Source organism: Brevundimonas fontaquae (genome assembly GCF_017086445.1).
GTDB lineage: Bacteria > Pseudomonadota > Alphaproteobacteria > Caulobacterales > Caulobacteraceae > Brevundimonas > Brevundimonas fontaquae.
In genome coordinates, this window is record NZ_CP070968.1 from 1,791,400 (window position 1) to 1,818,392 (window position 26,993).

The window sequence follows — 26,993 nt, forward strand, 5'->3', positions numbered from 1 at the left end:
CATTAAGTTTAGGCAATGGTTGGGATCGCCGCCCCCTGCGCGAGCTGCATTTGGCGCTAGGCGTTTTTGAGCGCACACTGGTCGCCAGAGGGAGAGGGGCGAAGATGCGCAAAGGTCTGTGGGTCGCGACGGTTTCGGTCGCCTGTCTGATTGCGCCCGTGGCGGTCGCCGACGCCACAGCAACGGCGGCGACCCTGGCCCTGATCACCAATCCGCAGGTCTGCGGCCGAGTCGGGGCCGTCGGCGATGTCCAGCCGACACGCGACATGGTCATGGCCCCAGGCTTCGGCGACGAGGGTTTCGCGGTCGATACGAAGAACCCCGAAGCCCAGGCCTGGTTCGACCATGGCGTGCGACTGCGCTGGGCGTTCGAGCATTCGGAATCGGTGCGGGCGTTCAGGAAGGCGAGGCAGTTGGACCCGTCGTGCGGCATGTGCGCCTGGGGCGAGGCCTGGGCGATCGGGCCGAACCTGAATGGCGGCGGCGGCGATCCCGAATCGATCGCCACAGGCCTTCGCGTTGCACGTGACGCAAGGCGTCTGGCCCGAGACGCCACATCGATGCAGCGGCAGATGATCGAGGCCCTGATTCAGCGCTATTCCGGCAAGAAGAAGACCCGCGCCCTGCGTTACGCCCGCGCCATGGACCGGATCGCAAAGCGTCACGCCGACGACGTGTCGGTCGCTTCGATCACCGCCGACGCCTGGATGCTCCAGCCCGAGGGCGAATGGTGGGACAAGGACGGCAAACCGACCGATCCGGCCGTCACCCGCGCCATGGCGATCCTGGAGCACGCCCTGACGGTCAAGCCGAACGATTCGGGCGCCATTCACCTGTATATCCACCTGACCGAATGGTCGGACGACCCGCACAGGGCGCTGGCCTATGGCGAGCGGCTGGCCCTGCTGGCGCCGGGCGCCAGCCATCTGGTGCATATGCCGTCGCACACCTTCTATCGGGTCGGGCGCTACAAGGACGCGATGATGTCCAACGTCAACGCCGTGGCGCTGGACAAGAGCTACGACCAACTGGTCGGCCCGCCCGGCGGCATTCGCGGCATGCGGCTGCACGCCCACAACATCCATTTCGGGATGGGCGGCGCCCTGATGGCGGGCGGGGCCGAGCGGGGACTGGAGCTGGCCGACTGGTATATGGCGACCTATCCGCAGCTGGCGGGACCGCCCGAGGCGGGCGAGGACGGCTATGTCGTCTATCGTCAGGTTATGGCGGCTGACGCCTATGCGCTTTATGGCCGGTTCGGATCGGACGCCCAGGTCGCGGCCCTGGGCGAACCGGACGCAGGCCGTCCGCTGATGCGGGTCGGTTGGCGCTATGCGCGGGGCGAGGCGGCGGCGCGGCGCGGCGATGCGGCGGCGGTTCGGGTCGAGGCCCAGGCCATCGCCGCCCTGCTGGCGGACAAGGCGTTCAAGGGCCCGATGGCGGACCGTCAGACTGGTTTCGCAGAACTGTTCCAGAATGTGCTGGAAGGCCGCGCGGCCATGATCGATCAGGACTATCCCGCCGCCATCGCCGCCTATGCGCGGGCGGCGGCGATCCAGGCCATGGCGCCCGAGGGCGGCGATCCGCCCATGATCTGGTATCCGACGCGCCGAAGCCTGGCCGCCGCCATGCTGGCGTCCGGCGATGCGGCGGGGGCCAAGGCCAAGATCGGCGAACTGCTGAAGGATTGGCCGAACGACCCCTACAGCTACTATGTCCTCTACCGTGCCGAACAGGCGTTGGGCGACGAGGCGGCGGCGAATGACGCCCTGCGCCATGCCGGCGTCGAATGGATCGGCGGACAGATGAGTTTGGCCGAGGCCTAGCGCCCAAGGATGAAAACAGACGGCACGTCGCAGCGCCAAGTCTTCAGCCGCATCGTGATGGCGAAAGCCTCTATCTGTGAAAGCAAGCCTAGTCCGAAGGTGAACCACAACAGCCAGCTCGTCTGACCTGTGACAAACAGCTGAACAAAGAGCGCCCAGAGAAACAGGCAAAATAGCTTGGACAGCCAATGATGAGGCGACGCCTCGCGCCGAAAACGGGTGAAGCTGACGGCGTGGTTGGCGGCCTCCAAAATCACGAGCACCAGGATCAATGGCCCGACCACTGCCGCCAAGCCGGGATGCATCAGCCAAAGGGCCAAGGCGGCGCCCAACCAGAAGATCACGTCCGCCCGGCCATCCCAACGTCGAAGCGTCGGCGTGACGACCTTCAGCCGCCGCGCGATGACGCCGTCGAAGATGTCGGACAACACCGCCAGCGACAGCAAGATCGCGGCGGCTCCACCTGCCTGAGGCGCGATCAGCGACACGCCGACCAGCGCAGGCGCGCAGAGCAGCCGGAAGATCACCAGAACCCAAGGCAGGCGGTTCAGCATCTAAACGATCAGCGCTTCGCCGCTTCGATCAGCCTGCCGATCTCGGCCGGGTCGATGCCGGGGCTGGCCTTGCCGTTGACGAAGAAGGTCGGCGTGCCGCGCAGGCGCAGGGCGGCGGCCGTGGTGTGGATGTCGGCGATGTGGCGGGTGGTGTCGGGCGCGGCGATCGCGGCCTTGGCGCGGGCCATGTCCACGCCATGCGCCGCCAGGATGGCGTCGATCGCTTCGATCGACAGCGCCCGCTCGGTCATCAGGGCGTCATAGACCTCCAGATACTTGCCCTGCTGGTGCGCGGCCAAGGCGGCGCGGGCGGCGTATTGCGAGGTGATGTCGTCGCCGCGGTCCAGGATCGGCCAGTCCTTGAAGACGAAGCGGACCTCCGGATGCGCGGCCATCAGGGCGCGATAGTCGTGGGCCACGGCCTTGCAGCCGGGGCAGCGGAAGTCGAAGAACTCGATCACCGTGACCTTGGCGTTCGCCGGACCGAAGGCCGGATCGCGGGCGTCGGGCGCCAGGAGGCCGGCGTTGGCGGCGGCGGCCTGGTTCGTCTCCTCGACGGCGGCCTCGGCGTCCTTGGTCTGGAGCGCCATCTGCGCCTCCTGCAGCACCTCGGGATGCTCCAGCAGATAGGCGCGCACGTTCGATCCGCCGGTCAGATAGGGCGCGGCTGAAAAGCCCAGCGCGATGACCGACAGGCCCAGGGCCAGATAGCCGGCGCGGCCGCCGCTGAACCAGGCAGGCTTGGCGGTCTTGGGTTCGGGCGCAGGCGTGGGGGCGTCATCGGTCATTCAGGCTCGCAGTCGGCGTAAGGGGTCAGTTGAGGGTGGCGGGCCGGCGCGCGGCGTCACGGCGGTCCAGGTCGTTGAGATCGTCGGGCGTGGCGCCCGAGGCCAGGACGATATCGACGGCGCGGCGCCATTCGATCGAGCCGGGATCCAGCATGGAGCGGGCGCGCAGGGCGAACTGAGTAGCCTGTTTCTCGTCCCCGCCGGCGAAATAGTATTCGGCCGAGGCCAGGCGCGCCTCGCCCTCCTTGCCCTGCGAGGCATAGGCCTGGGCCAGCAGTCGCCAGGCCATGGTGTTGTCCTTCTCGGCGACGACGGCGTGTTTCAGCTGGTCGATGGCCTCGTCCAGATTGGCCTTGTCGTTGGTTTCGATCAGGGCGTGGGCCAGGTTGACGCGCAGCAGGGGGGCGTCGGGCTTCAGGCGGACCGCCTCGCGGTGGGCGGCGACAGCCTCGGCCGGGCGACCTTCCTCGAACAGGATCTGGCCTTTGAGTTCCTGGAAATAGGGGTTGTTCACGTCGCCCGCGATCAGCGCGTCCACCGCCGTCAGCGCCTTGTCCGTCTGGCCGTCGCGATACCAGGCGATGGCCCGCGCATAGCGGCCGGGCAGGGAGGTGTCGGTTGACGGATAGTCGCGCAGGGTGGCGTTCGGCGCATCCATGAAGGCGTGAATCTTGGCCAGGATCAGGGCGTGCTGCGCCATACGTTCAGGGCTGTCGCGATGGTCGTAGTGCGGCTGTTCCTGCACATAGCGGCGCAGGCTCTCTATCCGGTTCGACGACAGGGGGTGGCTGCGGAAATAGGGATAGCGGCGGGCGTCGGAGAAGACCTCCTGCGAGCGGAAGTTCTCGAAGAAGGACACCAGCCCGGCGCCGGATTCACCGGCCGCCTCCAGCGCCCGCGCGCCCGAGATGTCGGCCTCGCCTTCTTGGCTCTGCATGTAATGCAGCGCGCCGAGAGCGCCGAAATACTGGCTGGAGCCGAGCAGGGCCACGCCTGCGTCCGGCGCGCCGGCGGCGATCGCCAGGGCGCCCAGCGCCATGGTCATGAACATCGGCTGTTTGCCGGCGTTCTCGGCCCCGTCGCGCAGGGTGTGGCGGTTCTTGATGTGGCCCGCCTCGTGCGCCATCACGCCCAGCAGTTCACCGGGCGTCTTGGTGCGCAGGATCAGCCCGGTGTTGACGCCCATGATCCGCCCGCGTGTCGCAAAGGCGTTCAGGTCGTTGTCGTTGACCAGCAGGACTTCGATGTCGTTGGGGTTCAGCCCCATGGCCACGAAGACCGGGTCGGCCCATTCGCGCACGATGCCCTCGACCTCGGTGTCGCGGATCAGGCTTTGTGCGGAGGCCTGGCCGGCGACGGAAACAGCCATCAAGGCCGTCGCCGCCGCCGCCAGAACGCGGGATGCAGATCGGGGAAGCCACCTCATGGCTCTACTCCAACAACGACCGGCCCCCGCCTGTATCCAGACAGTCTAATCGTGACCGATCAGCGGCGCCACCACCCGCGCTTGGGCTTTTCGGGCGGTGCGACGATCTGGTTCGGGTCTTCGGCGATGATGGCCTGAACGTCGATCTCCGGCGTGGGGGCGACGAAGGGCTCGGCCAGCACGGCCTCGGTCACCGGAACCGCCGTCGGGGCGGCGACCGGGGCGACCTCGACCGGTTCGGCGGCCAGCGCCTCGTGCGGGGTCACGTCCAGCTCTACCGGCGCGCCTTGGACCGTAGCCTCGTTCGGCTCGATGGCGGTGTCGGGATGCGGTTCGGTCGCGATCTCGACATTGGCGCTGGCCGACTTGCGGCGCACGCGACGACGCTGAGGCTCGGACGCGATGGTCGGGGCGGCCGTTTCGACGGCCTCGGTCGGCTCGACCATGACGGCCATCGGCGTCTCGGGCGAGCCGTCGGGCGGCATGCCTTCGTTGGTGGCGCGGTTCTCGACCTTGATCTCGTGGCTGACGGAACCTTCGCCACGGCCGCGACCGCGACGGCGACGACGGCGCGACCGGCCGCCTTCCTCGCCGGAGCCTTCGCCGGCGACCACTTCCAGGCCTTCGACCTCGGACTGAGCGACAGCGGGGCGTTCAGCCCGCTCGGGGCGCTCGCCGCGTTCCGGACGGCCTTCTGAGCGGCCGGGGTTCAGCGGGTCGAACCAGACATAGGGGTCGTCCAGCGACGGCGTGCGGCCGCGAACCCAGGTGTAGACGTCGCGCTCGCCATCCTCACGGACGCGGCGACCGCCACGGCGGCCACGGCGACGGCGGCGGCCGTTTTCGTCTTCCTCATCGTCCGAGGCGTCGTCGGCGCTGACCGTATCGACGGCCTCGACGTCGGAGGTTTCCTCGTCGCGACGACCGCCGCGACGGCGACGGTTGCGCCCACGACCGCGATCGCGACCGCCTTCGTGACGTTCCGAACGTTCGCGCGGTTCGTCGTCGTCGCTGTCTTCGCGATCCAGGGATTCGACGGTGTCGTCATCGTCGTCGGCGATGATCTCCTCGTCGTCGTCCTCATCCTCGTCTTCGTACAGCGAGGCGTCGAAGTCGTCGTCGAGGTTGGGCATCTCGATCTCAGGCGCGACGAAGTCCTCGTTCGTCTCGGTGCGCTCGATATTGTGTTCGCCCTGACCCAGGCTGTCGTCGATCTGGACGATGACGTTCAGGCCGCGACGTTCCAAGAGCGACTGCAGATAGGCGCGCTTGTGGTTCAGGATGTACAGGCCGACGGCGGTGCAAACCTTCAGCACCACGACGCCCGCCCCGTTCTTGCCGGCCTCGATGTCGACTGCGCGCAGGGTCATCAGGGCGGCGGATTCGGCCGAGCGGATGCGGCCCGTGCCCTGGCAGTGCGGGCAGGCCTCGGTCGCGCCCTCGATCACGCCCAGGCGGCGACGCTGGCGGCTGATTTCCATCAGGCCGAAGGGCGAGATGCGGCCCATCTGGATGCGGGCGCGGTCGGAGGACAGGGCTTCCTTCAGCACGCGCTCGACGGCGCGGTTGTTCTTGCCCTCATCCATGTCGATGAAGTCGATGACGACCAGGCCGGCGAGGTCGCGCAGGCGCAGCTGGCGGGCGGCTTCCTCGGCCGCTTCCATATTGGTTTTGAACGCTGTCTGCTCGACGTTGCGTTCCTTGGTGGCGCGGCCCGAGTTGACGTCGATGGCCACCAGGGCCTCGGTCTGGTTGATGACCAGATAGCCGCCGGACTTCAGCGGCACGACCGGTTGGTGGATCTGCGTCAGCAGTTCTTCAATGCCGTTGGCCGCGAACAGGGGCCGCGAGCCGCGATACAGGTGAACCTTCTTGGCCTGCGCCGGCATCAGCACGCGCATGAAGTCGCGCGCTTCCTTGAAGCCCTCGACGCCCTCGACCTGGATGCCGTCGAAATCCTTGTCGAACATGTCGCGCACGGCGCGGCGGACCAGGTTCTCTTCCTCGTAGATCACCGAGGGGGCGTGAGAGGCGAGGGTGGTTTCGCGGATCGTTTCCCACAGGCGCAGCAGATATTGATAGTCGCGCTTGATCTCGGCCTTGGTGCGCTTGGCGCCCGCCGTGCGGATGATCAGGCCCATGCCCTTGGGCACTTCCAGGGCCGACACCGCGCTCTTCAGGCGACGACGGTCCGAGGTGTTGGTGATCTTTCGCGAAATGCCGCCGCCCTTGCCGGTGTTGGGCATCAGCACGCAATAGCGGCCGGCCAGCGAGAGCCAGGTGGTCAGGGCCGCGCCCTTGGCGCCGCGCTCGTCCTTGACGACCTGGACCAGCAGGATCTGGCGGCGCTTGATGACGTCTTGGATCTTGTAGCGACGCATCAGGCGGCGCTTCAGCCGCTCTTCGTCGGCCAGCGCCGATTCCGGATCGACATCGTCGCCGGTCGATTCGCGGTCGAGATCGTCCTCGTCCTCGTCGTCGTGCGCCTCGGCCATGATGGCTTCGCGGTCGGCGACGGGGATTTGGTAGTAGTCGGGGTGGATCTCGTTGAAGGCGAGGAAGCCGTGGCGATTGCCGCCGTACTCAATGAAGGCGGCCTGCAGGCTGGGCTCTACGCGGGTGACCTTGGCGAGGTAGATGTTGCCGCGAAGCTGGCGCTTCGCACGGGATTCGAAATCGAATTCCTCAATCTTGCGCCCGTCCACGATGGCGACCCGGGTCTCCTCGGGATGCGCCGCATCGATCAGCATTGTCTTTGACATGGAAAGTCTCTCTCTGGCGCGCGCAGGCCGACCGTCCCGGATCTCCGGACAGGGTCATGGCGGCTCGCCGAATGAAGGTGAGGGCCGGCGCGCGCGACATCCCCTCGCCGAGAACGGCGAAGAAGGCTTGATCAAGCCGTTGGGGAACGCAGGCGGAAAGGCCCATTAAGTCGTCGGTCCTGAACCGGGCGCGCCAATCCCTTGGGAAGGCCGCGTCCCTGGTCCGCTCTTCGAACCATCGGCCAGGCCGGGGTGGTTCTAGGATTGGTGAAAGTCAACGCCGCGAGGAGGGCGCGCCAAGATCCGCAAAGGCGAAATCGGCGCGATCGGTTCGCGAGCGGTCACAGCATAGTCATGCAACGGGAGAATTAAAAGGCGCTCGCCTTAACCCCCTGAATACGAGCCTCTGTCATGATGAGGTTCAAGTAGGCTTAAACCGGGTTCGCCGACGCAGATGAGCGGTCGCGTTTTGACAGGTCTGATGCGCTGGGGCGCGAAGGAGTGGGCGATGACCGCCCTGGCCTTCGTGGTCATCTGCATGGTCGGTCTGTCCGCAACGCGCGGTTTCGCCTGGGGCGCGCAGGGCGATGTGCTGGCGGTGCGCTTCGGCGCCGATGGCGATCGGACCCGCGTCGTCATCGATCTGGACAAGACGGCGCAAGGACGCGTCATCGACGCGGGCGGCGAAGGCCGGGTGGTGCTGGCCCTCAGCGGGGTTGCGCCAGGGCGTGGTCTGAACGGTGGCGGTTCGGGTCTGGTGCGCTCCTATCAGGTTACGTCGTCTGGCGGTTCGTCGCGTGTTCAGCTGGAACTGGCGCGCGGCAGCGAGATCGAACGGCGCTTCCTTCTGCCGCCCGGCGACGGCGTCAGCCATTATCGTTATGTCGTCGATCTGAAGGCGACGGGAACCGCCGCGCGCGCCTCGACCACGCCGGCGCCGCGCGCCAGCGCGCCTCCACGTCGCGCCGAACGCCCCCTGATCGTCATCGACGCCGGCCATGGCGGCAATGATCCCGGCGCCAGTGGCGCGAGCGCCCAGGAAAAGCAGGTTACGTTGGCCGCCGCCCTGGCTTTGAAGGCCGAGCTCGAGAAGAACGGCCGCTATCGCGTCAGGCTGACCCGGACCGACGACCGCTATGTCGATCTCTATCGCCGCGTTTCCATCGCGCGTCAGGCCGACGCCGATCTGTTTATTTCCTTGCACGCCGACGCCGGCGCCGACCCGGCGCTGCGCGGGGCCAGCGTCTATACCTTGTCGGAGCAGGGCGCCGGCCGAGCGGTGCGCGAGTTCACGCGGGGCGACAACTGGCACCGCGAGCTGCATCTGCCGGGGCGCGATCCGTCGGTCGATCGCATCCTGCTCGACATGACCCAGCGTGCGACCCAGAACCGCTCGGCCCAGTTCGCGCGCGTCCTGCTGACCCATCTGGAGGGGTCGGACCATCCTCTGCTTCGCCGCAGCCATCGCGATGCTGGTCTGGCTGTCCTCCTGGCGCCCGACGTGCCGGCCGTGCTGCTGGAAATGGGCTTCATCACCAATCCCGAGGACGAGCGGCTTCTGACCGACGAGCGCGCGCGCCGTCGCCTGATGAAGTCGGTGGCAGACGGGATCGATCGCTATTTTCGCGAGCCGTCGAGCCCGATGATGGCAGCCGCGAACAGCCAGGCCGCCGGTCAGCCCTGATTCGGCGCAACCAAGCCGGCCGTCGCCGGTTTCCGGACCATGAAAAAAGCGATTGTCACTGGCGGATCGGGCCTGATCGGAACGGGCGTCTGTAAGGCCTTGCTGGCCAACGGATGGGAGGTCGCCTCCTTCGACCTGAAACCGGGGGAGGGCGAGGCGCGTCATATCGACTGCGATTTGGGCGATGAGGATTCGGTCAAACAGGCGTTCGAGACGTTGGGCTGGTCGTCGCTGGACCTGCTGGTCAACAACGGGGGCATCGCCGACCCGGTAAGCGGCCCGCTGGCTGAACTGTCGCTGGCGGACTGGCGCAAGACCATCGACAGCCATCTGACCGGCGCCTTTTTGATGAGCCGCGCCGCCATTCCGATGCTGAACGAGGGCGGCGCCATCGTGAACATGATCTCGACGCGCGCCTTCATGTCCGAGCCGCAAACCGAGGCCTATGCGGCGTCCAAGGGTGCGCTGTTTGCCCTGACACACGCCCTGGCGATCAGCGAAGGGCCTCGGATTCGCGTGAACGCCGTTGCGCCCGGCTGGATTTCGGATGGCGAAGATCTGCGTCGTGTCGATCACGAACAGCATCCGGTCGGCCGCGTCGGCCGCGCAGAGGATATCGCCGGGGCCGTACTCTATCTCGCCGAAGCGGGCTTCGTCACGGGGCAGGTGCTGACCGTGGACGGCGGCATGACGCGCAAGATGATCTACGCCGACTAGGCCGTCAGGCCAGACCGGCCTTCTTCAGCGTTTTCCAGGCCTTGATGACGCGTTGCAGCTTGGCCTCCGCGCTGCGGTCGCCGCTGTTGGTGTCGGGGTGAAACCGCTTCAGCAGCTCATGATACTGAGCCTTGATCTTCGTTTTGTCCGCGCCGGGGTCCAAATCCAGGTCGGCCAGGGCGGCGCGTTCCAGCTTGCCGATGCGGCGGTCCTCGGTCGCGGACTGCGGCGCCTGATCGCCTTTGCGCCCGAACAGGCCGAAGCTGTCGCGCCATGAGCCTGCGCCGGTGGTGTTCGAGGTGCCCATCTTGGCGGCGAAGGCGGCGGCCTCACGTGTGAACTTGCCGGCCTGCATCTCCCAGGTCGGGCGCCCGCCGGTCATGGCCTCGTTTTCCTGGGCGGCGCGGATCTGGCCTTCGCTCATGCCGGCGTAGAAGTTCCAGCCCTTGTTGTATTCGCCGGCGTGCGGCTGGCAGAATTCGTAGAAGTCGTTCAGCCGCTCGCGCGACTTGGGCGCCTTGGCGGCGGCGGCCCGACGGCAGTCTGGCCACTGGCACGGCTTTTCGCCTGGCTTCAGGTGAAGGACGTCGGCTTTCGCCGCCTCTTCCTCGGGCTTGGGCGGCTTCACCCGAATGTCGGTGAAGCGCGGCTTGTATTGAAAGGAAGCGGACATCAGCCGAAGTGTAAGCCCGATTGGGACAGCATCAAGGAATCGATCATGTCTGAAGGCCCGGTGGCGACGATTATTCGTGCAAAACTGACGGCGGGGCTGTCGCCCTTGCGTCTGGAGGTCGAAGACGACAGCTGGCGTCACGCCGGACATCATCATGAAGGCGGAATGGACGCCAAGCCTGGCGGCGAAAGCCATTTCAATCTGGTGATCGTGTCCGCCGCTTTCCAGGGGCAGTCGCGGCTGGCGCGACAGCGCGCGGTCAACGCCCTGTTGAAGGACGAGATGGCCGGACCGGTCCACGCCTTGTCCATCAAGGCGCTGACGCCGGAGGAGGCGTCTTGACCGAAAGAACCGCGTTCACACCGTCTTAGAACCTTCGTCTTAGCGTCACGCGACCAAACAGAACGTGGGGATCTGGGCTTATGGTGGAATCAGACGGCGTCGCGAAGGCGCTCCCGGGCGAAGAACGCGCCGGCGATGCGGCTCAGGCGCTGACCGCCATCCTGCAGACGCAGTATCTCCGCTACCTGATCATCGCGTCCTGGGCCGTGGGCCTGCTGGGTACGGTCGGATTCTGGCCGGCGCTGCTGTGGTTTGGCGGCACGCTTGCCGCCGGTTCGCTGCGCGGTCTGGTCGAGCGTCGGGTCAGTCAGCGGGTCGACAAGAACTGGGGCCTGATCTTCCCGATCGTGGCCACCGTGACGACCGGGGCCTGGGCGATCGCGCCTCTGTTGGCCTGGTTCTCGCCCTCCGAATTCGGACGGCCTCTCGCGCTCGCCCTGATAATTTCCGGCTATGTGCTGGTTTTCGCACAGCTGCGCAGTTCACCGCGTCAGGCCGTGATCATCTCCTCGCCCTATGGCGCGGCTGCGACGATCATCCTGTTCAGCCTGTGGGGCACGTCCGAGTTCTGGTCTATGCTGGCGGTTCTGCCCTTCACGGCGGCCGGTCTGTTCGTTCTGGTGACGATGACCCTGCTGCGTGAAGACCGTATCCGCGCGTTCCAGTCCCACCAGGCCCATCTGATCGAAGAGCTGGAAGCCGCCCGCGACAAGGCCAATGCCGCCAACGACGCCAAGTCGAACTTCCTGGGGGTGATCTCGCACGAGCTGCGCACGCCGATGAACGGCGTGCTGGGCGCGGCCCAGTTGCTTAGCGCGACCCGTCTGGAGGCGACGCAGCGGGAGTATCTGTCGATCATCCGCAACTCTGGCGACAACCTGCTGTCGCTGCTGAACGACATCCTCGACATGACCAAGATCGAGGCGGGCAAGATGAACTTCGAGGTCGTCGACATTGTCATCGAAGACCTCAGCAAGCGCATCACAGGTCCGTTCGAGGCCCAGGCTGAAGCCAAAGGGCTTCAGTTCGTCTCGACCGTGGAAGGCGAGATTCCGACGGTGGTGCGCGGCGATCCGCTGCGGGTCTGTCAGGTCGTGCAGAACCTTTTGTCCAACGCGGTCAAGTTCACAGAGGTCGGCCAGATCCACTATCTCGTGCGCGGTCACCGTGTGTCGGACCAGCGCGCGCGCTTCGAATTCGTCGTTCAGGACAGCGGGGCGGGTATTGCCGCAGCCGATCTGGAACGGCTGTTCATGCCCTTCACCCAGGTCGACACCTCCTCGACCCGGCGGTTTGGCGGCACGGGTCTGGGGCTGACCATCGCGCGGCGCATGGCCAATATCATGGGCGGCGACATCACTGTGACGTCCAAGCTCGCCGAGGGCTCGTGCTTCACCCTGGAAATCGAGGCCGAGGTCGTCGAATGGGCCAAGCCGGTCGCGGCGGCCGAGGTTCATGCCGAAATCGAGGGCGGCGAGTCGCTGCGCGTCCTCGTGGTCGAGGATCACCCGGTGAACCGCATGATCCTGGAAGCCTGGATGAGCTCGGCCAGCCACGTCACCTCAACGGCGGAGAACGGCCAGGTCGCCGTCGATATCGCCAAGGAGCAGCCGTTCGACCTCATCATCATGGATGTGAACATGCCGGTGATGGACGGACTGACGGCGACCCGCATGATCCGCGAAGGCGGTCTGAACACCGGCACACCCATCGTCGTCCTGTCTGCGTCGGCACGTCACGAGGATCACGAGGCCGGTCTTGAGGCGGGTGCCGACGCCTATCTCAACAAGCCGATCGACTTCGGCGCCTTGGCCGCCCTGATGGGGCGCGTCAGCGGCGGGCGCGAGGCGGTGGCGCAGATGGTTACGTCGCAGCCTGAAACCTCGGTCGCCGCCTGATTGCGGCGATCCTGTGTTCCGCACATGAACCTCAGCCGATAACGCCGGTTCAGGTCCGCCTCAGTCGCCGGGCTCCATAACTGCACCCAAGCCGACGTTCTTCGGCGCAGATGGAGACACGATCATGAGAAAGATCCTGACCGCCACCATGGCCGCCCTGATGGCCACGACCGCCCTGGGCGCCGCCGGCGCGGCTTCCGCACAATCCCGCCACGACCATCGTTACGAGCACCGTTACGAGCACCGGGATGATCGTCGCGACTATCGTCACGACCGCCGCGACTACCGCCGCGAGCTGCGTGAGGATCGTCGCGAGTACCGCCAGCAACAGCGCGCCTATGAGCGTTGGCAGCGTGCGGAACGTCGTTACTACGCCCCGCGCTATGTCGCGCCGCGCGGCTATGCGGTTCGGACGTGGAGCTATGGTCAGCGGATGCCGTCCTACTATCGCACCAACGCCTATGTGGTTAACGACTACGACCGCTATGGCCTGCGTGCGCCGCCCCGTGGCTATCAATATGTCCGCAGTGGCAATGACGTGGTTCTTTCCGCCGTCGCCGGTGGTTTGATCACCGCCGTGATCGCCGGCCTGTTCAACTGATCTGCTGAGGATTCGAGATGCGCTCCGGAGGGAAACCTCCGGGGCGTTTTTCGTTCTGAAGAGGACGGCGACGCTTCCGGCGCCCAAGATGGATGACGATGCGCGCCTTCGCCGAGCTTCTGGACCGCCTGTCCCTGACGGCTTCGCGCAATGCGAAGCTGGTGCTGGTGCGCGACTATCTGAGAGCGACGCCCGATCCGGACCGGGGATGGGCGCTGGCGGCCCTGACCGGGGACCTGACGTTCGACGCGGCCAAGCCGGCCATGATCCGAAAGGCGGTTGAAGGCCGGGTCGACAGCGTACTGTTCGGCTGGTCCTACGACTATGTGGGGGATCTGGCGGAGACGGTGGCCCTGATCTGGCCCGTAACGCCGGACCATCGGCCGAACCGCGAGCCCGAACTGGCCGAGGTTGTCGAGGCGCTGAGGACCGCCACGCGGACGGAGGTGCGCGTTCTTCTGGAAGGCTGGCTGGATGCGCTGGAGCCGAAAGGACGGTGGGCGCTGCTGAAGCTGATGACCGGGGCCTTGCGCGTGGGGCTGTCGGCGCGGCTGGCCAAGACGGCGGCGGCCATGATGCGCCCGGACGCCGTGATGGAGCCGCCCTCGCCGGACGGCGACGAGGCGCAGATGACGCTGGAGGCGCTCGACGCCTCGGCCATCGAGGAGGTCTGGCACGCGGTCGAGCCGCCCTACGCCGACCTGTTCGCCTGGCTGGAGGGCAGGGCGGAGCGGCCGAGCCCGGATGCGCCCGGCCGATTTCGACCCGTCATGCTGGCCGTCGCCATCGATGAGGCCGTGGACCTGCCCAAACTGTCGCCGACCGACTATGCGGCCGAATGGAAGTGGGACGGCATTCGGGTGCAGGCCGTGCTGGAAGGCGAGGTCCGCAAACTCTATTCCCGCACCGGCGACGAGATTTCGGGCTCCTTTCCAGATGTGATGGAAGCCCTGGCTTTCGAAGGCGCGATCGACGGCGAGCTGATCGTATGGCGCGACGGGGCGGTGGCGCCGTTTGGGGATTTGCAGCAGCGGCTGAACCGTAAGTCCGTGGACGCCAAGGCGATGCAGGCCTTTCCGGCGGCGGTCGTCGCCTATGACCTGCTGGCCCAGGATGGCGAGGATCTGCGCGGCCTGCCGCTGCGCGAGCGGCGGGCGCGGCTGGAGGCCTTGGTCGCGGGTCATGCCGGCGAGCGGCTGCACCTGTCGCCGTTGGTCGATTACGCCGATTGGGATGAACTGGCGCGGCTGCGCGCCGATCCGCCGGTCGGGGCGGCGGCGGAAGGCCTGATGCTGAAACGCTGGGACAGCCCCTATCTGGCGGGGCGCCCCAAGGGACCGTGGTTCAAGTGGAAGCGCGACCCGCACGTCATCGACGCGGTCCTGATGTACGCCCAGCGCGGCCACGGCAAACGCTCCAGCTTCTATTCCGACTACACCTTCGGCGTCTGGACGCCGGAGGGGGCGCTGACGCCGGTGGGCAAGGCCTATTTCGGCTTCACCGACGAGGAGTTGAAGCAGCTCGACAAGTTCGTGCGCGATCACACCATCGACCGCTTCGGGCCGGTGCGGTCGGTGCGGGCCGAGCGGGACTTCGGCCTGGTGCTGGAGATCGCCTTCGAGGGATTGAATCGCTCGACCCGGCACAAGTCGGGCGTGGCCATGCGGTTCCCGCGCGTCAGCCGGATTCGCTGGGACAAGCCGGCGCGAGAGGCTGACACCATCGACGACGTGATGGACCTGCTGGACGCTATCGAAAGCGGCGGCGGGCGGATCGCAAAGGCCTGAAATCGGGCTTTCGGGGGTTCCAATCGTCGCGTCAGGCGTTAGACCCGACCTCATGTCTCTGCCTATTTCCAACGAAGTCGCCGAAGCGGTGGCCGCGGGCCGCAAGGCCGTATCGGTCGACGCCGCCATGATCGCCAAGCTGACCGACATGGCGGGCGATTTTGCGATCAATCTGACCATCGCCATCCTGATCTTCGTCGCCACCCTGTTTGTGGCGAAGTGGGCGGCCGGCGCAGCGCGCAAGACGCTGTCGCGGGTGCGCGGGTTCCGACATGATCCGACGGTTCTGAGCTTCGCCGTCCAGGTCGTGCGGGTTGTGGTGATCATCATCGGCATGATCGCCGTGCTGCAGCGGCTGGGCGTTCAGACGACCTCGATCATCGCCGTGCTGGGCGCGGCGTCCTTGGCGGTGGGTTTGGCGTTGCAGGGCACGCTGTCGAACGTGGCGTCGGGGATCATGCTGCTGGTGCTGCGGCCTTACCGTGTCGGCGACGTGGTCGATGTCGGCGGCATGGCGGGAACGGTGCAGCGACTGGACCTGTTCACGACCCAGCTGTCCAACGCCAGCAACCACAAGATCGTCATTCCGAACTCCAAGGTCCTGAGCGACCCGCTGACCAATCTGACCGGTCAGCAGACCCGCCGTATCGAGATCAACTTCACGGTCGGCTATGGCGAAGACCTGGGGCAGGCGCGCAAGGTGCTGATCGACATGGCCGGCGCCCACGACAAGGTGCTGCACGATCCGCATCCGTGGTCCGGCGTAACGGGTCTGCTGGATAGTTCGGTCCAAATTACCCTGCACGCCTGGGTCAAGGTGACAGACTGGTGGCAGACCCAGGCCGATCTGATGCAAGGCGGCAAGGAGGCGCTGGATGCCGCCGGGATCGAGATTCCGTTCCCGCATCAGGTCGCCGTGCCCTATGGCGATGAGGATGTGATGCCGGTCGTGCGCGTCCGCACGGTCGAAGACGGCACGGCCGATCTGAAGGCGACGAACCGCTGATGCGCTACGATTTCGGCTCCGACAACACCGCCGGCATGGCGCTGAGCGCCATCGAAGGCCTGGTGCGCGCCAACAAGGGATTCGCGCGCGCCTATGGCGCAGACGAGGTCACCGCCCGCGCCGCCGACCAGATTCGCCAGCGTCTGGATGCCGACGCCGAGGTGCGGTTTGTTTTCAGCGGGACGGCGGCCAACGCCATCGCCCTGTCGATGCTGGCCCAGCCGTATGAGGCGGTGCTGGCGCACCATGCGGCGCACATCTGCACCGACGAGACGGGCGCGCCGGGATTCTTCGGTCACGGCGTCGGCCTGATCGGCTTGCCGGGGTTCTCGGGCAAGATCGATCCATTGGCCCTGCAGGCGCAGTTGGGCGAACCCGAAGTCGGGCATCGTCAGCCGCCCGCCGCCCTGTCGCTGACCCAGGCCACGGAATATGGCTCGGTCTACACCGAGGAAGAACTGCGCCACCTGATCGAACCGGCCAAGGCGCTGGGCTATGGCGTTCACATGGACGGAGCGCGCCTGACCAATGCGGTCGCCGCCGGCTTCGACCTGAAGGACATTCCGCGTCTGGGCGTCGACGTGCTGGTGTTCGGCGGGGCGAAGGCGGGCGCCAACTGCGCCGAGGCGATCGTGTTGTTCGACAAGAGCCTGGCGCGGCGACTGGACAACCGTCTGAAACAGGCGGGCCAGACTTCGTCCAAGACGCGGCTGCTGTCGGGTCCGATGCTGGGCTTGCTCGAAAGCGGCGATTGGGAGTCGGGCGGCGCCCACGCCAATCTGATGGGGCAGCGGTTGGCGGCGGGCATCGCGGGGCGGTCGCCCTTCGTCCTGGCCCATCCGGTGGAGGCGAACGCCGTCTTCGTGCGGATGCCGCCAGAGGCGCATGCCCGCCTGAACGAAATGGGCTGGGCCTGCTACGCCTTCGACGACGGTTCCGTGCGCTTCGTCTGTTCGTGGGCGACGCAGGAAGCGGCCGTGGACGAGTTGATCGAGGCGGTCGCCGGTCTGGGCTGAGCGACGAATCCGCGCTCGCGCGCCAGCGTGGCCTTTCCCCGGTCGCATTGGCTTTCCATATGCGGATTATGGCGATGCGAGGCGAACGCTCCGGCGGCAGGCGTGACCCGATGGTCAAGGCGCAGCAGGCAGGGAGCCCACAGGACAAGACGGACGGACCCCCGACGCTGACGGCGCTGGCGGATCTGGCGCGGCTGGTGGCCCGATCGGGCGCGCCGCACCTGAAACTGCGGCTGATCTCGGCCATCCTGCTGACGCTGGCGGGCAAGGGGCTGGGCGTCATGGCGCCGCTGGTGCTGGGCGCGGCGGTCAACCGCCTGGCGGCGGGGCAGGGTGCGGCGACCGCCGTCGGCCTGGGCTTTGCGGCCTTCGCCATCGGCTGGACCGTCGTGCGGTTCCTGTCGGCGGCCTCACCTCTTATCTCCGACGTCGTATTCGCGCCGGTGCGCGCCGCCGCCCAGCGCGCGACGGCGGCCGAGGCCTTCGCCCATGCGCTGAGCCTGTCGCTGGACTTCCACCAGACCAAACGCTCGGGCGCCCTATCGCGGACCATGGACCGAGGATCGCGCGCCGTGGACTTCCTGCTGCGCATCCTCGCCTTCAACCTGGTTCCGACCGGGGTTGAGTTGGTGCTGGCGGCCGGGGTGCTGGGCGCCAAATACGACTGGCGTTTCGCCGCCGTCGCGGTGGTGGTGGTCGTCATCTACACCGCCGCCACCTTCGCCATGTCCAACTGGCGGCTGGAGCATCGCCGGATCATGAATGCGGCCGATTCCGAGGCCGCCGGCGTCTCGGTCGACGCCCTGCTGAACTATGAGACGGTCAAGTCGTTCGGGGCCGAGACGCGCGCGGCCCAGACCTATGACCGGGCGCTGGGCGACTATGCCGAGGCGTCGCTGAAGGCCAATAGTTCGCTGAACATGCTGAACGGGATGCAGGCCCTGGTGATGAACCTGGGGCTGGGCGTCATGGCGGTGATGGCCGGGTTCGAGGCGGCGGCCGGGCGGATGGGGCCGGGTGACGTGACGGCGGCGGTGCTGATCATGATCTCACTGTATGCGCCGCTGAACATCCTGGGCTTCGCCTATCGGGAAATCCGTCAGTCCTTCATCGACATGGAGGAGATGCTGAAGGTGACGCGACAGACGCCGCAGGTCGCCGATGCGCCGAACGCCGTCGCCCTGCCGCGGCCGGTCGATGCTCGCGGGGCGTCGGTAGCATTCGAGGCGGTCGGCTTCCGCCACGACGCGCGGGCCAATGGGCTGGAGGACGTCAGCTTCTACGCTGCGCCTGGCACCACGACGGCGCTGGTCGGGCCCTCGGGCGCGGGCAAGTCCACCATTGTCAAACTGGCGCTGCGTCTGCTCGATCCGCAGGAAGGGCGCGTGCTGATCGACGGCCATGACGCGCGTGATGTGACCCAGGCCTCGCTGCGATCGGCGGTGGCGCTGGTGCCTCAGGATGTGGCCCTGTTCAACGACACCCTGGCCGCCAACATCGCCTTCGCCCGGCCCGAGGCGTATGAGGCGCAGGTGTGGGCGGCCGCGGAGGCGGCAGAACTGGCCGACTTTATCCGCGGCTTGCCGGATGGGATGCAGACCAAGGTCGGCGAACGGGGGCTGAAGCTGTCGGGCGGCGAACGTCAGCGGGTGGGCATCGCCCGAGCCCTGTTGGCCGATCCGTGCATCCTGATCCTGGACGAGGCCACCAGCGCCCTGGACAGCCGCACCGAGGCCGCGATCCAGAAGACGCTGCGCAAGGCCAGGAACGGCCGCACGACCCTGGTGGTCGCCCACCGGCTGTCGACCGTGGCGGACGCGGACCAGATTCTGGTGCTGAAGGCCGGGCGGATCGTCGAGCGGGGCGGGCACCACGAACTGGTGGCCCGACAGGGCGGGGAATATGCAGCGCTGTGGCGCAAACAGACGCGCGGCGGCAAGACGCCTCAGATGGCGGACTGACTGGCGGCCGGCAGCTTCTTTCTGACCACCTCTTGCAGGTTCGTCAGGATGGCGGTCCGCGCGGCCTGCTCCTCGGGCGGCAGGGCCAGCAGCAGCTTCATCGCCTGGGCGTGGACCGTGGCGATGCGCCAGTCGAAACCGCCTTGGCGCGGCGCGGCGTCCAGCAGGTCGCACAGGCCCTTGGCCGCTGTGCACAGGTCATCCATCGAAAAGGGGCTGGCGGCGTCAATGATCTGGCTGGAGGCGGAATAGGCCAGATCCAGCCGCATCGGCTCGATCAGGGCCGGATCGGGCTTGGCCAGCAGGACCGCGATATTGTCGCCGATGATGGCGCGGGCCTGATCCTGAAGGCCGTCGAGATTGGCGCGGGCCTGAGCCAGGGCGACCCCGACGCTGACGCCGCCGGGGCGGTCCAGCATCTCGGACAGGCGGGATTTGCGCTGGGTATGGGTGATGACGGTCATAGGGCCAAGGTCTCCATCCCGTTCGCCTTGCGGATCATGTCGGCGCGACGTTCGACGCCTTCATAGCCGGTATGCCGGAACCGGCGATCGGGCCCCATATAGTCGCCGACCTCGAGGAACGGCCGGCTGTCGCGCGCGACCCACAGGATGCGCTCCAGCAGAAGGGCCGGGCTGAACGGCTTGGTGATGACGAAGTTGGCGCCGCAGTCGCGCGCCTCGGCGACGCGGCCGCGACGAATATGGCTGGCGGTCATGATCACCGGGGTGAAGGTGTTGGGATTGGCGCCCGAGCGACGCAGCCAGCGCACCAGTTCGAACCCGTCGATGTCGGGCATGTCTGTGTCGACGACCAGCAGATCGACGGGCTTGTCGGTCAGCAGTTTCTGGGCCTCGGTCCCCGTGCCGCAGGCATAGGTCGGGCGGATGCCGAAGCCTGTCAAAGCGTTGGAGGTCAGCGTCAACGAAAAAGGCGAATCGTCGACGATCATCGTGATCGCACCGCCCAGGTTGAAGACGGCGCTTTCGCGCAGAGACTCGCCGCTGCTCATGATGCAAAGGCCCCCGTCTGGCCCGCCGATAAACTCATGGCCGGTCGCAAACCCCGATGCCTCCTAACGAAGGGCGGAGCTTGGCAGACGAGGGTGGATGCTGCGTTAACGCTGACTCGGGCGATCAAGCGTCAGAGGGCGCCGATGGCGTAGAAGCGATCCGCGCGGCGCTTCTTGATCTGCTGCGGCGTCAGGCCGTCAAAGCCCTTCAGCTCTTCGGCCAGAACGTCGCCGACATTGGCCATGGCCGCGTCGCGATCGGTGTGGGAGCCGCCGACAGGCTCTTGGATCAGGCGGTCCACGATCTTCAGCTGCATCAGGTCCGGGCCGGTGATCTTCATCGCCATGGCCGCATCCTTGGCCCGCGCGCCGTCGCGCCACAGAATGCCGGCTGCGCCCTCGGGCGAGATGACCGAATAGATCGAGTGCTCCAGCATCAGCACACGGCTGGCCGCCGCGATGGCGATGGCCCCGCCCGAACCGCCTTCGCCCGTGATGGTGGCGATGGAGGGCACGCCCAAGGTCAGGCAGCGCTCGGTCGAGCGCGCGATGGCCTCGGCCTGGCCGCGCTCCTCGGCGCCCAGCCCCGGATAGGCGCCGGCGGTGTCGATGAAACTGAGCACCGGCAGGCCGAACTGCTCGGCCATGTCCATCAGGCGCACGGCTTTACGATAGCCCTCGGGCCGCGCCATGCCGAAGTTGTGGGTGATGCGGGTCGCGGTGTCGTGACCCTTTTCGTGGCCCATGATGACGACCGGCCGGCCGCGGAACCGGGCCAGACCGCCGAGGATCGCCTGGTCGTCCCCGAACTGACGGTCGCCGTGCAGTTCGTTCCAGTCGGTGAACAGGCTCTGGACGTAGTCGATGAAGTGCGGACGCTGCGGATGGCGCGCGACCTGGGTCTTCATCCAGGGGTCGAGGCCAGCGTAGGTCTTCTTGCGCAGCTGCTCGGCCTTTTTGCGCAGGCCCTCGATCTCATGGTCGATGTCGCCCGAGGTGTCGGCCAGCAGCGACAGCTCCTCGATCTTGGCTTCCAGATCGGCGATCGGCTTTTCGAAGTCGAGATAGTGCGTGGCCATCAAGGCGTCCGGGAACTGCAAACGGGCGAAAGCGCCCTTGGGGAAGGCGCGCGAACCTAGAGAGGTCAACGCCGCCGGGCAAGCGCGGGTTCAGTCGTCGCGCGCCAAGGGGTGGTTTTGTTGGACAACCTGGGCCAGGCGATCGGTGGCGACGTGGGTGTAGATCTGGGTCGTGGCGATATCGACGTGGCCTAGCAGGGTCTGGACGACGCGCAGGTCGGCGCCGCCTTCCAGCAGATGGGTGGCGAAGGCGTGGCGCAGGACGTGGGGGCTGACGCGGGCGGGATCTATGCCGGCGGTGACCGCGGCCTCGTCCAACAGTTGGGCGAAACGGCGTGGGGTCAGGTGGCCGCTGCGGCCGGAGGAGGGGAACAGCCAGGGACTGTCGGGCGCCTCAGGCTTTCGCCCATCCTTACCTTTGAATCTGGCGTCGCGCGCGACGAGCCAGGCCTTGATCGCTTCGCGGGCGGCGGCGTTGAGGGGTGCGAGCCGTTCCTTGCCGCCCTTGCCGCGCACGATCAGATAGGCGGGGGCGCGCCGAACGGCCTCGACTTTGAGCCCCAACAGTTCGGATACACGCAGGCCCGAGGCGTAGGCCATCTCGACCAGGGCGACGAGGCGCAGTCCCGCTGCCGCGTCGCGGGCGGCCGAGGCGGCCAGCAGGGCGTCGATCTCGGCGCGGCTCAACACCTTGGGCAGGGACCGGCCCTGTTTGGGGGCGTCGAGGCGGCGCGACGGATCGTCGGTGCGCCATCCCTCGGCCAGGGCGAAGCGATAGAACTGACGCGCGGACGAGCGGCGACGGGCGGCGGTGGCGGCGGACAAGCCTCGCCGCGACAGGTCCGTGAACCAGGCCTCGACCGCCTCGGCACCCGCCTTCATCAATCCGCCGGCGTCCGACAGCGCCGTCTCCGCGTCAGACAGATCGCGGCCATAGGCGGACAGTGTATGGGGCGAGGCGTCGCGTTCGACCGCCATCATCTCCAGAAAGGCTTCGATCTGGGGCGTCATGCGGCGATCCGTAGCCTGAACGACTGGCGCAAGGTCGGGCTTGGTGTAGAGGTTTTCTGGATCATGCCTGCCCGCGCCGCCGCCTTCGCCTTCCTCTCGACCGACCGTTCCGCCGGAGCCGCCGGATGAGGCGGCGCGCGAATCCGGGTCCGACCCGCACCATAGCCCTGGTCGGCCTGATGGGGGTGGGCAAATCGTCGGTCGGTCGTCGGCTGGCCAATCGGCTGCGACTGCCGTTCGCGGACGGGGATGTGGAGATCGAGGCGGCGGCCGGGATGACGGTGTCGGAAATCTTCGCCGCGCTAGGCGAGGCCGAGTTCCGCGCGGGCGAGGCGCGGGTGATCCGCCGCCTGCTGGAGGGGCCGCCCATCGTGCTGGCGACCGGCGGCGGGGCGATGATGAACCCGGAGACGCGGGCGCTGCTGAAGGCCAAGGCCGACACCGTCTGGCTGAGGGCCGATCTGGCGGTCATCGCGGAGCGGGTGGCGCGGCGCGACACGCGGCCCCTGCTGCGCGGCAAGGATCCGCTGGAGGTGCTGACGGGCCTGGCCGAAGCCCGCTATCCCATTTACGGCGAAGCCGATGTGACCGTGGACGTCGGGCAGGGCTCGCACGGCCAGGCGGTGGACGCCATTCACAAGAACCTGCGCCGACACTGGCGCCAGAGACGACGCACGGAGACCCCCCAATGACGATCATTCCGGTCAGCGGCGGGGCCTTTGCAGCTTATGACGTCGTGGTGGGACGCGGGCTGCTGGCGCAGGCCGGCGCACACATCGCGCCGCTGGCCAAGGGGCGGACGGTCATCGTCACCGACGAGACGGTTGCGGGCATCCATGCCCAGGCCCTGACCGCCTCGCTGACGGCGGCGGGCGTGACCAGCGAGATCGTGGCCGTGCCGGCAGGCGAGGGGTCCAAGTCCTTTACCGAGCTGGAACGGGTGCTGGACCGGCTGCTGGAGATCGGTCTGGATCGCAAGGATGTGGTGATCGCCCTGGGGGGCGGCGTCGTGGGCGATCTGGCCGGACTGGCGGCGGCCCTGTTCATGCGCGGAATCGATTTCGTGCAGATTCCGACGACTTTGCTGGCCCAGGTCGACTCTTCCGTCGGCGGCAAGACGGCCATCGATACGCCGCGCGGAAAGAACCTGGTCGGCGCCTTCCATCAGCCGCGTCTGGTGCTGGCGGATATCGACGTGCTGGCCACGCTGCCGGAACGCCAGGTGAGGTCCGGCTGGGCCGAGGTGCTGAAGCACGGACTGATCTGCGACGCGCCCTTCTTCGATTGGCTGGCAGGCGGGGGGGCTGCGGGCGCCAAGGGCGATCCGGCGGCGCTGGTACGGGCGGTGATCCGCTCGGTCGAGATCAAGAGCGCGGTGGTCGGCGAGGACGAGAAGGAGGCGGGGCGACGCGCCCTGCTGAACCTGGGTCATACCTTCGGCCATGCGATCGAGACAGAGGTCGGCTTCGACGAAGGGGCGCTGGCGCACGGCGAGGCGGTGGCGCTCGGCTGCTGCATGGCCTTCCGCTATTCGGCGGGTGAGGGCCTGTGTTCGGCGGACGACGTGGCGCGGGTCGAGGCGGTGGTCGCGGCGGCTGGGCTGCCGACGCGGCTGGATCAGGCGGGATCATTTGCAGCCGATCGTCTGCTGGCCTTGATGGCGGGAGACAAGAAGGCCGAGGGCGGGGCGCTGACCCTGATCCTGGCGCGCGGCATCGGCCAGGCCTTCGTCGCCAAGGGCGTGGATGCGGCCAAGGTGCGGGCCTTCCTGATCGAGGAAGGCGCGACCGCGTGATGCGGATCGGCATGGGGCCGCTGGAGGATCGGTTCGTGCGGCTGGAGCCGTTTGAGGACGGGTTGAAAGCCGAGGTCCGCGCGGCTCTGGATTGCGATCCCGACGCCTGGGAGATCATGGTGGCGCCCGCCTATGGCGATCATTTCGAGACGTGGTGGAACGCCGCGATGGCGGCGATGAAGGCGCAGACACGGATCGCCTATGCGGTGCGGCGGCGCTCGGACGGGGCGGTGGTCGGGACGACCAGCCTGTATGAGATCAACCCCGCCTATCGCCGCTGCGAGATCGGCTCGACCTTCTATCGGCCGGAGGCGCGGGGCGGGGCGATCAACCCGGCCTGCAAGCGGCTGTTGCTGGGGCATGCCTTCGACGCGGGCGCGGTGCGGGTCGAGATCATCACCGACGACGTCAACGCCCAGAGCCAGGCCGCCATCCTGAAGCTGGGCGCCAAGGCCGAGGGCGTCCTGCGAAAGCACAAGATCACTTGGACCGGCCGGGCGCGCGACACCGCCATGTTCGCCGTCATCGACGACGACTGGCCCTCAGTGCGCGACGGGTTGGATCGACGGTTAGCCGCCTTCGATTAGTCGACCGCGCGGCATTCCGTCGGCTGGCGGCCTTCGACGGACCAGGTGGCGAGGACGCCCTTGCCGCGCAGTTCGACATTGGAGGCGCGGTACCAGATGCCGTCGGCGGCGCGTTCCTGATACAGGTCGATGGCCTCGCCGGACGAGTTGCGGATGGTGGCCATCTGGCGCGGGTTGTCGAAGTCGACCGACAGACGCTCGCCATTGTCGCAAAGATAAACGGTGTGGACGACGCGGTTCAGGGTGCGGTCCTGGATTTCGGCGCCGGTGCGCTGGCGGGCGGTCTGGGCCTGGATGGCGCGTTCCTTGACCTCGTCGCCGGTGCGCGGAGCCTTGTCGGGATCGGCGCCGCAGGCGGTGAGGAGGGCCAGGGCGGCCAAGCCGCTGAACACGATCGACTGCGGCAGATCCGGCTTGAACAAGGTCTTTCCCTCCACGGCGTCGCCCAACGGCGCCGCTTTCGCGGCGGTCTAACGTGCGCCGCCTGTCGCCGTTCCCCGCCGTTGACGGAAGAACGACTTGAGCAGGGCGGACGCCTCGTTCGCCAGAAGGCCTGAGTCCGTGGTGGGGCGCCAGTGGCAGGTGGGTTGTTCGAACAGGCGCGGACCGTGGATGACGGCGCCGCCCTTGGCATCGTCGGCGGCCCAGACGACGCGGCCGATGCGGGCATGGCTGATGGCGCCGGCGCACATGGCGCAGGGCTCCAGGGTCACATAGAGGGTCAGCCCGGTCAGGCGATAGTTGTCCAGCGCCGTCGCCGCGCGCCGCAGGGCGACGATCTCGGCATGGGCGGTGGGGTCGCGAGCCGCAATGGGACCGTTGGCGCCGGTCGAAATTACCTCACCTGAGGCAGGATCGACAAGAATTGCGCCCACGGGCACCTCTCCTGCGTCCGCCGCCGCTTGCGCTTGGTCCAGCGCCATGCGCATGAACCGCTCATCATGGTCCGCCATACAGACGACAACGACAAGAAGCCCCGCGCCCGTCAAGACGAACGGTCGCCCCGGCCCTTTAAATCCTCCGGTCCCCGCAAGAGCGGCGACGGGACGAGATCATTCGGCGACAAGCCGCGCGGCCCTCGCGAAGACGGCGCCAAGCGGATCGGCGACAAGGCCGACCGCCCCCGCAGCGACAAGCCGCGCAATGACCGGCCCCGAACCGACAAGGGCGGCAAGGACGGCAAGTCCAAGACGCCGGACACGCCCCTGCGCGCCGAGCGAATCGCCAAGACCATGGCCCGAGCCGGCATCGCCTCGCGTCGCGAGGTCGAGCGGCTGATCGGCCTGGGCAAGGTGGCGGTCAACGGCCGCATCCTGGATACGCCCGCGACCCTGGTGACGCGCGACGACGTGATCACCGTGGACGGCAAGCCCATCGGCTCGACCCAGGCGACGCGGGTCTGGCGCTATCACAAGCCGGCGGGCCTTTTGACCAGCCACAGCGATCCGACGGGTCGCCCGACGGTGTTCGACGCCCTGCCGGCGGGTCTGCCGCGCGTGATTTCGGTTGGACGGCTCGACCTGGCGACCGAAGGCCTGCTGCTGCTGACCAATGACGGCGAGCTGAGCCGGGCGCTGGAGCTGCCATCGACCTCGCTTGTGCGTCAGTACCGGGCGCGGGCGCGGGGCAAGATCACCCAGGAGCAGTTGGACGCGCTCAAGGACGGCGTGGTCGTGGACGGCGTCTCTTATGGTCCCATCGAGGCCAAGCTGGACAAGGCCAAGGAGTCCAAGTCCGAGGACGGCAAGGCGCCGGCGAACCTGTGGATCTCGGTGTCGATCACCGAGGGCAAGAACCGCGAAGTCAGGAAGGTGCTGGAGTCTGTCGGCCTGACGGTCAACCGGCTGATCCGCCTGGCTTACGGCCCGTTCCGCCTCGACGTGCTGCCAGTCGGATCGGTGGAAGAGGTGGGGCCGCGCGTGATCCGCGAGCTGCTGGCCGAGTATATCCGGCCCGAGAACCTGCCGACCGGCAATACGGTCGAGACGCCCGCGCCCATCCCCGGCCGTCGGGTGTCGACGCCCATCGTCAAGGGCCGGTCGGGTTCGGCCATGTCGGATCCGTCGCGCAAACCCAGCCGCGTCCGCGCCGCCGAGACGGCCCAGGCCGATGCGGTCGAGCGCCGCGAGCGACCGCCCAAGAAGGAAGGCTGGGCCAAGGCCGCGCCCAAGTTCGAGCATTCCAAGAGCTTCAAGCCGCGCGAACGCACCGCGCCCGCCGGTGATCGTCCGGCGCGTGAGGACGGCGACCGGCCAAAACGCGCCTTCAAGCCGCGCGACGACCAGTTCATCGACGACCGGCGCGGCAAGCCCGGCGCCAAGCCGGCGGGACGCGGCGGCTTTGGCGCCAAGAGCGACGCCAGACCGGCGGGCCGCGACTTCAAGCCCCGCACCGGCGGCAAGCCGGCGGGACCGTCGGGGACCAGCGGTCGCGGACCGGGCGGCAAGCCCCGCACGCCGCGCGGCTGA

General features: G+C 67.5%; 25 protein-coding genes. 14 read left to right on the plus strand and 11 right to left on the minus strand.

Annotated features, from left to right (window positions below):
• Positions 1–104 precede the first annotated feature (104 nt).
• A complete protein-coding gene (locus JX001_RS08835) occupies positions 105–1,826 on the plus strand; it encodes a hypothetical protein (RefSeq protein WP_205680774.1) in 1,722 nt (573 codons plus the stop codon).
• On the opposite strand, the gene JX001_RS08840 is transcribed toward JX001_RS08835, so the two are convergent.
• From JX001_RS08840 to JX001_RS08855, 4 genes are read right to left on the minus strand one after another with little or no spacing between them, the layout of a single operon-like run.
• Positions 1,823–2,380, minus strand: a complete 558-nt coding sequence (locus tag JX001_RS08840; protein WP_205680775.1) for a CDP-alcohol phosphatidyltransferase family protein — start codon at positions 2,378–2,380, stop codon at positions 1,823–1,825. The genes JX001_RS08835 and JX001_RS08840 overlap by 4 nt on opposite strands.
• Positions 2,381–2,388: 8 nt before the next feature.
• On the minus strand, positions 2,389–3,168 hold the full coding sequence (locus tag JX001_RS08845) for a DsbA family protein (RefSeq protein WP_205680776.1): 780 nt from the start codon (positions 3,166–3,168) through the stop codon (positions 2,389–2,391).
• A gap of 25 nt (positions 3,169–3,193) precedes the next feature.
• Entirely contained in the window at positions 3,194–4,594 is a 1,401-nt protein-coding gene (locus JX001_RS08850) for a M48 family metalloprotease (protein ID WP_039247642.1), read from the minus strand.
• Positions 4,595–4,653: 59 nt separating this feature from the next.
• A complete protein-coding gene (locus JX001_RS08855; RefSeq protein ID WP_205680777.1) occupies positions 4,654–7,356 on the minus strand; it encodes an Rne/Rng family ribonuclease in 2,703 nt (900 codons plus the stop codon).
• 508 nt (positions 7,357–7,864) lie between these two features.
• On the opposite strand from JX001_RS08855, the gene JX001_RS08860 reads away from it, so the two are divergent.
• Both JX001_RS08860 and JX001_RS08865 read left to right on the plus strand, forming a co-directional pair.
• Positions 7,865–9,040, plus strand: a complete 1,176-nt coding sequence (locus JX001_RS08860; protein ID WP_205680778.1) for an N-acetylmuramoyl-L-alanine amidase family protein — start codon at positions 7,865–7,867, stop codon at positions 9,038–9,040.
• A 39-nt stretch (positions 9,041–9,079) separates the two neighbouring features.
• The gene (locus JX001_RS08865) at positions 9,080–9,757 is read left to right on the plus strand and encodes an SDR family oxidoreductase (protein ID WP_205680779.1); all 678 of its coding nucleotides are present in this window, start codon (positions 9,080–9,082) and stop codon (positions 9,755–9,757) included.
• A 4-nt stretch (positions 9,758–9,761) separates the two neighbouring features.
• Here JX001_RS08865 and JX001_RS08870 read toward each other — a convergent pair whose 3' ends face one another.
• Entirely contained in the window at positions 9,762–10,430 is a 669-nt protein-coding gene (locus tag JX001_RS08870; protein ID WP_112862192.1) for a J domain-containing protein, read from the minus strand.
• Between the two features lie 45 nt (positions 10,431–10,475).
• Here JX001_RS08870 and JX001_RS08875 point away from each other — a divergent pair, with 45 nt between their 5' ends.
• From JX001_RS08875 to JX001_RS08905, 7 genes are all read left to right on the plus strand, one after another.
• Positions 10,476–10,772, plus strand: coding sequence for a BolA family protein (locus tag JX001_RS08875; RefSeq protein WP_055804669.1), 297 nt, complete (start codon positions 10,476–10,478; stop codon positions 10,770–10,772).
• Between the two features lie 80 nt (positions 10,773–10,852).
• Positions 10,853–12,670, plus strand: coding sequence for a response regulator (locus tag JX001_RS08880; RefSeq protein WP_205680780.1), 1,818 nt, complete (start codon positions 10,853–10,855; stop codon positions 12,668–12,670).
• 124 nt (positions 12,671–12,794) lie between these two features.
• The gene (locus JX001_RS08885; RefSeq protein WP_205680781.1) at positions 12,795–13,271 is read left to right on the plus strand and encodes an RcnB family protein; all 477 of its coding nucleotides are present in this window, start codon (positions 12,795–12,797) and stop codon (positions 13,269–13,271) included.
• A 98-nt stretch (positions 13,272–13,369) separates the two neighbouring features.
• Positions 13,370–15,058, plus strand: coding sequence for a cisplatin damage response ATP-dependent DNA ligase (locus tag JX001_RS08890; RefSeq protein WP_205680782.1), 1,689 nt, complete (start codon positions 13,370–13,372; stop codon positions 15,056–15,058).
• 52 nt (positions 15,059–15,110) lie between these two features.
• A complete protein-coding gene (locus tag JX001_RS08895; RefSeq protein ID WP_205680783.1) occupies positions 15,111–16,064 on the plus strand; it encodes a mechanosensitive ion channel family protein in 954 nt (317 codons plus the stop codon).
• Complete coding sequence (locus JX001_RS08900; RefSeq protein WP_205680784.1) at positions 16,064–17,080, plus strand: threonine aldolase family protein; 1,017 nt, start codon at positions 16,064–16,066, stop codon at positions 17,078–17,080. Before JX001_RS08895 ends, JX001_RS08900 begins: the two co-directional genes overlap by 1 nt.
• A gap of 74 nt (positions 17,081–17,154) precedes the next feature.
• The gene (locus JX001_RS08905) at positions 17,155–19,041 is read left to right on the plus strand and encodes an ABCB family ABC transporter ATP-binding protein/permease (RefSeq protein ID WP_205680785.1); all 1,887 of its coding nucleotides are present in this window, start codon (positions 17,155–17,157) and stop codon (positions 19,039–19,041) included.
• Here JX001_RS08905 and JX001_RS08910 read toward each other — a convergent pair.
• The 4 genes from JX001_RS08910 to JX001_RS08925 all read right to left on the minus strand — a co-directional run bounded on the left by JX001_RS08910 (position 19,026) and on the right by JX001_RS08925 (position 22,143).
• A complete protein-coding gene (locus tag JX001_RS08910) occupies positions 19,026–19,505 on the minus strand; it encodes a chemotaxis protein CheE (RefSeq protein ID WP_205680786.1) in 480 nt (159 codons plus the stop codon). The two genes, JX001_RS08905 and JX001_RS08910, sit on opposite strands and share 16 nt — an antisense overlap.
• The gene (locus tag JX001_RS08915; protein ID WP_241004588.1) at positions 19,502–20,053 is read right to left on the minus strand and encodes a response regulator; all 552 of its coding nucleotides are present in this window, start codon (positions 20,051–20,053) and stop codon (positions 19,502–19,504) included. Before JX001_RS08915 ends, JX001_RS08910 begins: the two co-directional genes overlap by 4 nt.
• A gap of 131 nt (positions 20,054–20,184) precedes the next feature.
• A complete protein-coding gene (locus JX001_RS08920; protein WP_205680787.1) occupies positions 20,185–21,132 on the minus strand; it encodes an acetyl-CoA carboxylase carboxyltransferase subunit alpha in 948 nt (315 codons plus the stop codon).
• Positions 21,133–21,222: 90 nt separating this feature from the next.
• Positions 21,223–22,143: a site-specific tyrosine recombinase XerD gene (locus JX001_RS08925; RefSeq protein WP_205680788.1), complete on the minus strand. Its 921-nt coding sequence runs from the start codon at positions 22,141–22,143 to the stop codon at positions 21,223–21,225.
• A 125-nt stretch (positions 22,144–22,268) separates the two neighbouring features.
• Between JX001_RS08925 and JX001_RS08930 the strand changes: the two genes are divergently transcribed.
• Genes JX001_RS08930 through JX001_RS08940 form a run of 3 tightly spaced genes read left to right on the plus strand, consistent with a single transcriptional unit; the run spans position 22,269 to position 24,525 of the window.
• Complete coding sequence (locus JX001_RS08930; RefSeq protein ID WP_165117140.1) at positions 22,269–22,835, plus strand: shikimate kinase; 567 nt, start codon at positions 22,269–22,271, stop codon at positions 22,833–22,835.
• The gene (aroB, locus tag JX001_RS08935; RefSeq protein WP_205680789.1) at positions 22,832–23,938 is read left to right on the plus strand and encodes a 3-dehydroquinate synthase; all 1,107 of its coding nucleotides are present in this window, start codon (positions 22,832–22,834) and stop codon (positions 23,936–23,938) included. The genes JX001_RS08930 and aroB overlap by 4 nt, the downstream gene beginning before the upstream one ends.
• On the plus strand, positions 23,938–24,525 hold the full coding sequence (locus JX001_RS08940) for a GNAT family N-acetyltransferase (RefSeq protein WP_205683133.1): 588 nt from the start codon (positions 23,938–23,940) through the stop codon (positions 24,523–24,525). The genes aroB and JX001_RS08940 overlap by 1 nt, the downstream gene beginning before the upstream one ends.
• On the opposite strand, the gene JX001_RS08945 is transcribed toward JX001_RS08940, so the two are convergent.
• Positions 24,522–24,974: an MliC family protein gene (locus JX001_RS08945; protein ID WP_241004589.1), complete on the minus strand. Its 453-nt coding sequence runs from the start codon at positions 24,972–24,974 to the stop codon at positions 24,522–24,524. The genes JX001_RS08940 and JX001_RS08945 overlap by 4 nt on opposite strands.
• A 21-nt stretch (positions 24,975–24,995) precedes the next feature.
• Positions 24,996–25,454: a tRNA adenosine(34) deaminase TadA gene (gene tadA / locus JX001_RS08950; protein WP_205680790.1), complete on the minus strand. Its 459-nt coding sequence runs from the start codon at positions 25,452–25,454 to the stop codon at positions 24,996–24,998.
• A 12-nt stretch (positions 25,455–25,466) separates the two neighbouring features.
• Between tadA and JX001_RS08955 the strand changes: the two genes are divergently transcribed.
• Positions 25,467–26,993 carry a pseudouridine synthase gene (locus JX001_RS08955; RefSeq protein ID WP_205680791.1) on the plus strand — a complete coding sequence of 509 codons (1,527 nt, stop codon included), beginning with the start codon at positions 25,467–25,469 and terminating at the stop codon, positions 26,991–26,993.